The organism is Pluralibacter gergoviae ATCC 33028 = NBRC 105706 (genome assembly GCF_001598855.1).
Classification (GTDB): Bacteria; Pseudomonadota; Gammaproteobacteria; order Enterobacterales; family Enterobacteriaceae; genus Pluralibacter; species Pluralibacter gergoviae.
The window spans coordinates 162844-171562 of the sequence record NZ_BCZS01000009.1 but is presented as its reverse complement, the minus strand read 5'-3'; the positions used below and the strand labels follow the sequence as shown (position 1 = coordinate 171562).

Annotated in this window: 8 protein-coding genes and 2 tRNA genes; all 10 read right to left on the bottom strand. The window is 60.0% G+C overall.

Translation table 11 applies throughout. The features are described from left to right. Nucleotides 1-205: 205 nt before the first annotated feature. Nucleotides 206-282: transfer RNA gene (locus ENGE1_RS11775), tRNA-Arg, on the bottom strand. A gap of 4 nt (nt 283-286) precedes the next feature. Further along, nucleotides 287-379, bottom strand: a tRNA-Ser gene (locus ENGE1_RS11770). A gap of 290 nt (nt 380-669) precedes the next feature. After that, nucleotides 670-855, bottom strand: coding sequence for a carbon storage regulator CsrA (gene csrA, locus ENGE1_RS11765; protein ID WP_000906486.1), 186 nt, complete (start codon nt 853-855; stop codon nt 670-672). Nucleotides 856-1092: 237 nt separating this feature from the next. Then, the gene (gene alaS / locus ENGE1_RS11760; RefSeq protein ID WP_043082329.1) at nt 1093-3720 is read right to left on the bottom strand and encodes an alanine--tRNA ligase; all 2628 of its coding nucleotides are present in this window, start codon (nt 3718-3720) and stop codon (nt 1093-1095) included. 132 nt (nt 3721-3852) lie between these two features. After that, nucleotides 3853-4371, bottom strand: coding sequence for a recombination regulator RecX (gene recX / locus ENGE1_RS11755; protein WP_043082327.1), 519 nt, complete (start codon nt 4369-4371; stop codon nt 3853-3855). Between the two features lie 73 nt (nt 4372-4444). Continuing rightward, the gene (recA, locus tag ENGE1_RS11750) at nt 4445-5503 is read right to left on the bottom strand and encodes a recombinase RecA (RefSeq protein ID WP_043082325.1); all 1059 of its coding nucleotides are present in this window, start codon (nt 5501-5503) and stop codon (nt 4445-4447) included. Nucleotides 5504-5638: 135 nt separating this feature from the next. Then, complete coding sequence (gene pncC, locus ENGE1_RS11745; RefSeq protein WP_048253324.1) at nt 5639-6136, bottom strand: nicotinamide-nucleotide amidase; 498 nt, start codon at nt 6134-6136, stop codon at nt 5639-5641. Between the two features lie 137 nt (nt 6137-6273). Further along, the gene (locus ENGE1_RS11740; protein ID WP_048253325.1) at nt 6274-7152 is read right to left on the bottom strand and encodes a metal ABC transporter substrate-binding protein; all 879 of its coding nucleotides are present in this window, start codon (nt 7150-7152) and stop codon (nt 6274-6276) included. A 10-nt stretch (nt 7153-7162) separates the two neighbouring features. Beyond that, the gene (locus ENGE1_RS11735) at nt 7163-8026 is read right to left on the bottom strand and encodes a metal ABC transporter permease (RefSeq protein WP_043082322.1); all 864 of its coding nucleotides are present in this window, start codon (nt 8024-8026) and stop codon (nt 7163-7165) included. Beyond that, nucleotides 8023-8697: a metal ABC transporter ATP-binding protein gene (locus tag ENGE1_RS11730; RefSeq protein WP_048253326.1), complete on the bottom strand. Its 675-nt coding sequence runs from the start codon at nt 8695-8697 to the stop codon at nt 8023-8025. Before ENGE1_RS11730 ends, ENGE1_RS11735 begins: the two co-directional genes overlap by 4 nt. Between the last annotated feature and the right edge of the window lie 22 nt (nt 8698-8719).

The window sequence follows — 8719 nt, the reverse complement described above, 5'->3', positions numbered from 1 at the left end:
ACGGATGCATCGGGAAACTTACTTTACTGCAGATTTTGATACTGCTGCTAAAGCCGTATCAAGTAAGAGATGGTGCATCCGGGAGGATTACTCGGCTGCGCCTCACCTTACAGGTCGTTGCTAAAGCAACGCTATCCTCCCTGGTACTGAACCTATCGCTTCAGCTCCATTCAATAACGGCATTCGCTGTTATTAAGGAGAGATATGGTGCATCCGGGAGGATTCGAACCTCCGACCGCTCGGTTCGTAGCCGAGTACTCTATCCAGCTGAGCTACGGATGCAAAATGGCGGTGAGGCGGGGATTCGAACCCCGGATGCAGCTTTTGACCGCATACTCCCTTAGCAGGGGAGCGCCTTCAGCCTCTCGGCCACCTCACCACACGCCTCTTACGAGTGCTTCGAAGAACTTGTTAAAGCTCATCGTCGCTGCGATGGCGCACATATTACTTTCTGGTACTTATAAGTCAATGGCTTTTTCCATCACTTTTATTTGTTTGCACACTTCACGCACAATCAGGCGTCAAAAACGGCAAAAAGAGTGAATTATCAACAGAAAAAGCGCGACAAAAGCCGGTTCTGGCAAAAATTAAAAAGCGATAAAGTACGATAAAAAGGGCAACGCAGGAGGAAAATGAGTGCGTCTCACCTGTCGGTGAGACGCGAGAATATCAGTAACTGGACTGCTGGGATTTTTCAGCCTGGATACGCTGGTAGATCTCTTCACGATGGACAGAGACTTCTTTAGGGGCGTTGACACCAATGCGTACCTGGTTACCTTTAACCCCTAAAACTGTCACGGTGACCTCATCTCCAATCATGAGGGTTTCACCAACTCGGCGAGTCAGAATCAGCATTCTTTGCTCCTTGAAAGATTAAAAGAGTCGGGTCTCTTGTATCCCGGCATTATCCATCATATAACGCCAAAACGTAAGCGATGACAAACACATATCGTGCCCGCAGTCACGGCATCACATTCTGTTAAACGTAAGTTTAGCCGATATACACAGTTTCAACCTGACTTTATCGTTATCAGTCTGGCTACAACAAGGCGCCGTTATCCGAAGATGCAGGCGCCTGCCGTGTTCTTGTTCTTACAATTTTGCGCTGACCCAGCCTTTTACGCTGGCCAGTGCGGCCGGGAGAGCCGCTGCATCCGTACCACCGGCTTGCGCCATATCAGGACGACCGCCCCCTTTACCGCCCACCTGCTGGGCGACCATACCAATCAGTTCCCCTGCCTTAACGCGGTCAGTCACATCCTTAGAGACGCCGGAAATCAGAGAAACCTTACCGTCTGCTACCGTTGCCAGCACGATAACCGTTGAACCCAGCTGGTTCTTCAGATCGTCGACCATAGTACGCAGCATCTTCGGCTCAACGCCGGCGAGCTCGCTCACCAGCAGCTTAACGCCATTGATATCTTCCGCTTTGCCGGAGAGGTTTGCGCTCTCCTGCACGGCTGCCTGCGCCTTCAGCTGCTGCAGCTCTTTTTCAAGCTGGCGGGTACGCTCCAGCACGGAGCGAACCTTGTCGCCTAAATTGTGGCTATCGCCCTTCAGCAGCTGCGCGACGTCGTTCAGCTCATCGCTGTCGGCGTGCAGGCTAGCAATAGCGCCTTCACCGGTCACGGCCTCAATACGGCGAACGCCTGCGGCGGTGCCGGATTCGGAAGTGATGCGGAACAGGCCGATATCGCCGGTACGCGAGGCGTGAGTACCGCCGCACAGCTCGGTGGAGAAATCGCCCATGCTCAGCACGCGAACGCGGTCTTCGTACTTCTCGCCGAACAGCGCCATGGCGCCCTTCGCCTTCGCGGCCTCGAGATCCATGATATTGGTCTCAATAGGCAGGTTGCGGCGGATCTGAGCGTTAACCATATCTTCGACCGCGCGGATCTCAGCAGGTTTCATCGCTTCAAAATGGGAGAAGTCAAAGCGCAGCGCCTTGTCATTCACCAGCGAGCCTTTCTGCGCAACGTGGGTGCCCAGCACCTGGCGCAGGGCCTCGTGCATCAGGTGCGTTGCGGAGTGGTTCAGGCGAATGCGGGCGCGGCGTGCCTCATCCACATCGGCCTGCACGGCATCGCCCACTTTCAGCGCGCCGGTGGCAAGCTTGCCGAGATGACCAATCGCCTGGCCATATTTCTGGGTATCGCTGACGCTGAAGCTGAAGGCCGCGCCTTTCAGCTCGCCGCGATCGCCCACCTGGCCGCCGGATTCGGCGTAGAACGGGGTCTGATCGAGAACGACGACCGCGTCCTGACCGGCAGAAATAGCGTCAACCGCCTTGCCGTCAACGAACAGCGCGGTCACTTTAGCGTTCAGCTCAAGGTGGTCGTAACCTTTAAATTCGGAGGCGCCGTCAACGCGGATCATCGCATTATAGTCGGCGCCAAAGCCGCTGGCGTCGCGCGCGCGGCGGCGCTGCTCTTCCATGGCCGCTTCAAAACCGGCTTCATCAACTTTGATATTACGTTCGCGGCAGACGTCAGCGGTCAGATCCACCGGGAAGCCGTAGGTGTCGTACAGGCGGAAAGCGGTTTCGCCATCGAGCGTATCGCCCTTAAGCTTCGCCAGCTCTTCGTCCAGCAGCGCCAGGCCGCGCTCAAGCGTGCGGGCAAACTGCTCTTCTTCGGTTTTCAGCACCTGCTCGACCTGCGCCTGCTGGCGCTTGAGGTCTTCACCGGCGGCGCCCATCACCTCGATCAGCGGCGCAACCAGCTTCCAGAAGAAGGTGTCTTTCGCGCCCAGCATGTTGCCGTGGCGAACCGCGCGGCGGATGATGCGGCGCAGCACGTAGCCGCGGTTTTCGTTGGACGGCATAACGCCGTCGGCCACCAGGAACGCGCAGGAGCGGATGTGGTCGGCAATCACGCGCAGCGATTTGTTGCCGAGATCGGTAGCACCCGTCTCTTTCGCCACGGCTTTAATAAGCTTCTGGAACAGGTCAATCTCATAGTTGGAGTTGACGTGCTGCAGCACGGCGGCGATACGCTCCAGGCCCATGCCGGTATCCACGGACGGCTTCGGCAGCGGCTCCATGGTGCCGTCGGCCTGGCGGTTGAACTGCATGAAGACGATGTTCCAGATCTCAATGTAGCGATCGCCGTCCTCTTCCGGGCTTCCCGGAGGGCCGCCCCAGATATGGTCGCCGTGGTCGAAGAAGATCTCGGTACACGGACCGCAGGGGCCGGTATCGCCCATCTGCCAGAAGTTGTCTGAGGCATACGGCGCGCCTTTGTTGTCGCCGATGCGGATAATGCGCTCGCGCGGGACGCCCACTTCGTTCGCCCAGATGTCAAACGCCTCGTCATCGGTCTCGTAGACGGTGACCCACAGCTTCTCTTTCGGCAGGTTGAACCAGTTTTCCCCGGTCAGCAGCTCCCACGCGTAGTTAATGGCGTCATGTTTGAAGTAGTCGCCGAAGCTGAAGTTGCCCAGCATTTCGAAGAAGGTGTGGTGACGGGCGGTGTAGCCGACGTTTTCCAGATCGTTGTGCTTACCCCCGGCGCGCACGCAGCGCTGGGCGGTAGTGGCGCGGGAATAATTACGCTTATCAAGGCCAAGGAACACGTCCTTGAACTGGTTCATCCCGGCGTTGGTAAACAGCAGAGTCGGATCGTTGTTCGGCACCAGGGAGCTGCTGGCAACAACCTGATGTCCTTTACTGTGGAAAAAGTCGAGAAACGCCTGACGGATCTCAGCGGTGCTCTTGCTCATAATTATCCTGAAATCAAGCTAACGAATGGTCGCCGCCAGCCGCTGTACAGTTTCTGCACATTTTGACTGACTGACGGAAAAAGTGGGAATAAGATAAGTTTTCTTTAGAGGGAAGTAAAATCCAGTATGGGGTCATTCATCAATATTTCGCCAGATATTCTGAATATCCTCCATCAGATAGCCGCGATTAAGCAAAAATCGCTGAACTTTGACCTTTTCTGCAAACGTCACCGGCAGCGGCTCGCCGAACTTGCGCTGCGCCTGCTCCCGGGCGTTCTGCGCCCAGTCGGTTTCGCACGCATAAAGGGCGCTATCAATCTCCGACCGCCCGATGCCCTTCTGGTTCAGCTCCTGGCGAATGCGCGCCGGGCCGTAGCCCTTGCGCCCGCGGCTGGCGATAAACTGGCGGGTAAAGCGGGCGTCGTCGAGATAATGGCTCTCCTGACACCACGCCACCACCTTATCAACCTCCTCCGGCGGAGCATCGATCGGCTCCGGCCCGCTTTTGGTCATTACCGGCTGCGTCAGCTTGCGCCGCAGCTCGCTTTCGCTGTGATCGCGCATGGCCAGAATGCGGATGGCCCGGTCCAGCAGGCGTGAGTAAGCGGTGCGCGAGGGTAAATCAGTGCGCCGGGATTGATTTTCAGACATTTACGCATATCTCCGTCGAGTCGAAATGCAAAAGGGCCGCATCACAGGCGGCCCTTTGTCACAACGGTAATGATCAGAACTCTTCGTGCGTCTCTTCCGCATCGTTGCCGTCAACGGCGAACGCCGGCTTATCGTCCTGGTTGTTCAGCAGCAGTTCGCGCACCTTTTTCTCGATCTCTTTGGCCGCCGCCGGGTTCTCTTTCAGCCAGGAGATAGCGTTCGCCTTACCCTGACCAATTTTGTCGCCGTTGTAGCTGTACCAGGCGCCCGCTTTCTCAATCAGCTTCTCTTTCACGCCGAGATCGACCAGTTCGCCGAGGAAGTTGATGCCTTCGCCGTAGAGGATCTGGAACTCCGCCTGCTTGAACGGCGCGGCAATCTTGTTCTTCACGACCTTGACGCGGGTTTCGCTGCCGACGACGTTATCGCCCTCTTTCACCGCGCCGATGCGGCGAATGTCCAGACGCACGGAGGCGTAGAACTTCAGCGCATTACCGCCGGTGGTGGTTTCCGGGTTACCAAACATCACGCCAATTTTCATACGGATCTGGTTGATGAAGATAAGCAGGGTGTTGGACTGCTTGAGGTTACCGGCAAGCTTACGCATCGCCTGGCTCATCATACGCGCCGCGAGACCCATGTGAGAGTCGCCGATTTCGCCTTCGATTTCCGCTTTCGGCGTCAGGGCCGCGACGGAGTCAACCACCAGCACGTCCACCGCGCCTGAGCGCGCCAGGGCGTCACAGATTTCCAGCGCCTGCTCGCCGGTGTCCGGCTGGGAGCAGAGCAGGTTGTCGATATCGACGCCCAGCTTGCGGGCATAGACCGGATCCAGCGCGTGCTCGGCATCAATAAAGGCACAGGTTTTGCCTTCACGCTGCGCGGCGGCGATCACCTGCAGGGTCAGGGTGGTTTTACCGGAGGACTCAGGCCCGTAGATCTCTACGATACGTCCCATCGGCAGACCGCCCGCACCCAGCGCGATATCCAGAGAAAGCGAACCGGTGGAGATGGTTTCCACGTCCATGGTACGGTCTTCACCCAGGCGCATGATGGAGCCTTTACCGAACTGTTTTTCGATCTGGCCCAGTGCTGCCGCCAACGCTTTCTGTTTGTTTTCGTCGATAGCCATTCTTACTCCTGTCATGCCGGGTGTTCCCTTCATAGTTCGCGCCGCGGGTGCCTGATGCGAGGCGGATTATGTCGGGTATGTAATACAGAGAAATTCTGTTTCGTTGCCGCAATTATACTGTACAGTCATACAGTATCAAGTATTTTGTAGAAATTGTTGCCACAGCAGCTGCAGCGCGCACGCCGCCGCCTGACGGCGCACCGCTTCGCGGTCGCCGCTGAAGCACTCGCGGCGGGTAACCCCCTGCCCCGTGGCGCAGGCAAGGCCAAACCAGACGGTGCCGACGGGCTTATCGTCGCTGCCGCCGTCGGGGCCGGCGATGCCGCTTACCGACAGCGCATAGGTGGCGCGGGCCGCGCGCAGAGCGCCTATCGCCATCTCAACCACCACCGGTTCACTGACCGCGCCGTGGGCCTGCAGCGTCTCTTCGCGCACGCCGATCATCTGCGACTTGGCCTCGTTGCTATAGGTCACGAAGCCGCGCTCAAACCACGCCGAGCTGCCGGCAATGTCCGTGATCGCCTTGGCTATCCAGCCGCCAGTGCAGGACTCGGCGGTGGTCACCGTCGCGCCCTGCGCTTTTAGCGCCAGTCCGACCCGCTCGCTGAGCTGCATAAGTTCTGAATCTGTCATTGTCTTGCCGCCTGACCAATGAATGAGGCCATCAAAGATAGCACTTTCCGGGCAGATATGGGGATGCGGTGGCGAAATTGCGAGGGGCTTTCCGGAAAGGATCCGCTCAGGCATCGCCCGAGCGGAAAAGGTGCGGATTACTTCATGCTGTCGGCAAGAACGTTGACGTTGTGGCGCATCATTTTCACATAGCTGTCCGCCACGCCGCCGGGGGCAGAGAGCGCTTCCGGATAGAGCTCGCCGCCCGGCTGAGAACCGGTCGCCGCGGCAATCTGCTTCACCAGCCTCGGATCGAGCTGGTTTTCCATAAACCAGGTGTGAACGTGCTCGGCCTTGATCTGTTTGATCAGCGCCGCCACGTGGGCCGCGCTGGCCTCGCTTTCTGAGGAGAGGCCCTGCGGGGCGAGGAAGGTGACGCCGTAGGCGCGGCTGAAGTAGCCGAACGCGTCGTGGCTGGTCAGCACCTTGCGCTTAGCCTGCGGGATCGCGCTGAAGCGGGCCTTCGCCCAGCCGTCTATCTTGTTCAGCTCGGCGATGTAGGCCTCGCCGCTGGCGGTCAGGGCCGCTTTATCCTCAGGATCGGCCTTCACCAGTCCGTTGAGGATATTCTTCGCGTACAGCGCGCCATTGGCGGCGCTGTTCCAGGCGTGCGGGTCGGTGACCTCTTTGCCGTCCTCATCCAGCGTATGGGTCTTCACGCCCGCAGAGGCGACCACCAGCTCGCCTTTAAAGCCGGAAGCCTTGATCAGCCGATCCAGCCAGCCCTCCAGACCGAGGCCGTTGACCACCACCACGTCCGCTTTGCTGAGCAGCGCGCTGTCCTTCGGCGACGGCTCAAAGGTGTGCGGGTCGCCGTCCGGGGCCACCAGCGAATCGACGTGGACGTGCTCGCCGCCCACCTGCCTGGTGATATCCCCGAGCACGGAAAAGCTGCTCACCACATTCAGCGTTTTCGCCATCAGCCCCTGGGACACCAGGCCAAGCGCCAGCGCCAGCAGGACTCCGGTACGTTTCATCATATTCTCCTTACCCCATCAATTTTCGCCAGCCGACGGTAAGCCGGCTGTGCGTGCCAAAAAATACGGAAATGCAGAAGATGCCGCTGGCGGTCAGCACAATGGCGGGCCCGGCGGGCAGATTCACCGCCCACGACAGGCTCAGCCCCATCCAGGCGCAGAAGGTGCCGCTCAGCGCCGCCAGCAGCAGGATGGCCGGCAGAGTCCGCGCCCAGCAGCGCGCCGAGACGGCGGGCAGCATCATCACGCCCACCGCCATCAGGGTGCCCAGCACCTGAAAGCCCGCCACCAGGTTGAGCACCAGCAGCGCCAGGAACAGGCCGTGCAGCAGCGCGGGCAGCCGCCGGGCGTTGACCTGCAGCCAGGCGCTGTCGAAGGCCTCGGTCACCAGCCCGCGGTAGAACAGCGCGATGCAGGCCAGCGTCAGGCTGGCGACGCCCGCCACGAACAGCGCCGAGTCGCTATCCACCGCGAGGATCGAGCCAAACAGCAGGTGCAGCAGATCGACGTTAGAGCCGCGCAGGGAGACCAGGGTGACCCCCAGCGCCAGCGAGCCGAGATAGAAACCGGCAAAGCTGGCGTCCTCTTTGAGCGGCGTGCGGCGGCTGACCCAGCCCGCCACCAGCGCCACGACAATACCGGCGATAAAGCCGCCGACGGTCATCGCCAGCAGCGACATGCCGCTGAGCAGGTAGCCCACCGCCACGCCGGGCAGAATTGCGTGGGAGAGCGCGTCGCCCATCAGGCTCATCCGCCGCAGCAGCAGGAAGACGCCGAGGGCGGTGGTGCTGAGCGACAGCGCGATGCACACCACCAGCGCCCGGCGCATAAAGCCAAACTCAATAAACGGCTGAAAGAAGGTGTGCCAGATCATGCCTGCCCCGCGGTATCAAAGGCCGGCAGCACGTCGCGCGTCGCTCCCCAGCTAAGATTGTCTGGCCCCAGAAACAGGGTCTGCGGAAAGTAGCGCATCACCCGCTGGTTATCGTGCAGTACCGCCAGCACGGTCTGCCCGCGCTGGTGCATCTCCAGCATCAGCGCCATCAGCGCCAGGCTGGTGGCCTCATCAACGCCGGTAAAAGGTTCGTCAAGCATCACCAGCGGCGCCTGCTGGACCATCACCCGGGCAAACAGCATCCGCTGAAACTGCCCGCCGGAGAGCGCCTCTATCGGGCTATTCGCCAGTGCGGAAAGTCCGACCCGATCCAGCGTCGCGTCGATTCGCCTGCGTTCACCGCGCAGGCCGCGCAGCAGCGATACCCGGGGCCACGCCCCCTGGCTCACCACGTCGCGCACGGTGAGCGGAAACTGCGACTCCAGCATATGCCGCTGCGCCAGCCAGCCGATGGTAGGCCGTCCGCCGGGCCAGCGCAGCGCGCCGCTCACCGGCGGCAGAAAGCCGGCCAGCGTTTTCAGCAGCGTGGATTTACCGCAGCCGTTAAGGCCGACAATAGCCGTCATGCTGCCGGCCTCCAGAGTGCCGCAGAGCGCAGGCGTAATGGCCTGCCCGTCGTAGCCCGCCACCAGATTGTCCAGTTCGATCATGGCAGCGACACCGCCCAGCAGA

Excerpts from the sequence above, each read along its gene's own strand:
- pncC (WP_048253324.1), bottom strand. The coding sequence starts at position 6,136 with ATGACAGATTCAGAACTTATGCAGCTCAGCGAGCGGGTCGGACTGGCG.
- recA (WP_043082325.1), bottom strand. The coding sequence starts at position 5,503 with ATGGCTATCGACGAAAACAAACAGAAAGCGTTGGCGGCAGCACTGGGC.
- ENGE1_RS11730 (WP_048253326.1), bottom strand. The coding sequence starts at position 8,697 with ATGATCGAACTGGACAATCTGGTGGCGGGCTACGACGGGCAGGCCATT.
- alaS (WP_043082329.1), bottom strand. The coding sequence starts at position 3,720 with ATGAGCAAGAGCACCGCTGAGATCCGTCAGGCGTTTCTCGACTTTTTC.
- ENGE1_RS11735 (WP_043082322.1), bottom strand. The coding sequence starts at position 8,026 with ATGATCTGGCACACCTTCTTTCAGCCGTTTATTGAGTTTGGCTTTATG.
- ENGE1_RS11740 (WP_048253325.1), bottom strand. The coding sequence starts at position 7,152 with ATGAAACGTACCGGAGTCCTGCTGGCGCTGGCGCTTGGCCTGGTGTCC.
- recX (WP_043082327.1), bottom strand. The coding sequence starts at position 4,371 with ATGTCTGAAAATCAATCCCGGCGCACTGATTTACCCTCGCGCACCGCT.
- csrA (WP_000906486.1), bottom strand. The coding sequence starts at position 855 with ATGCTGATTCTGACTCGCCGAGTTGGTGAAACCCTCATGATTGGAGAT.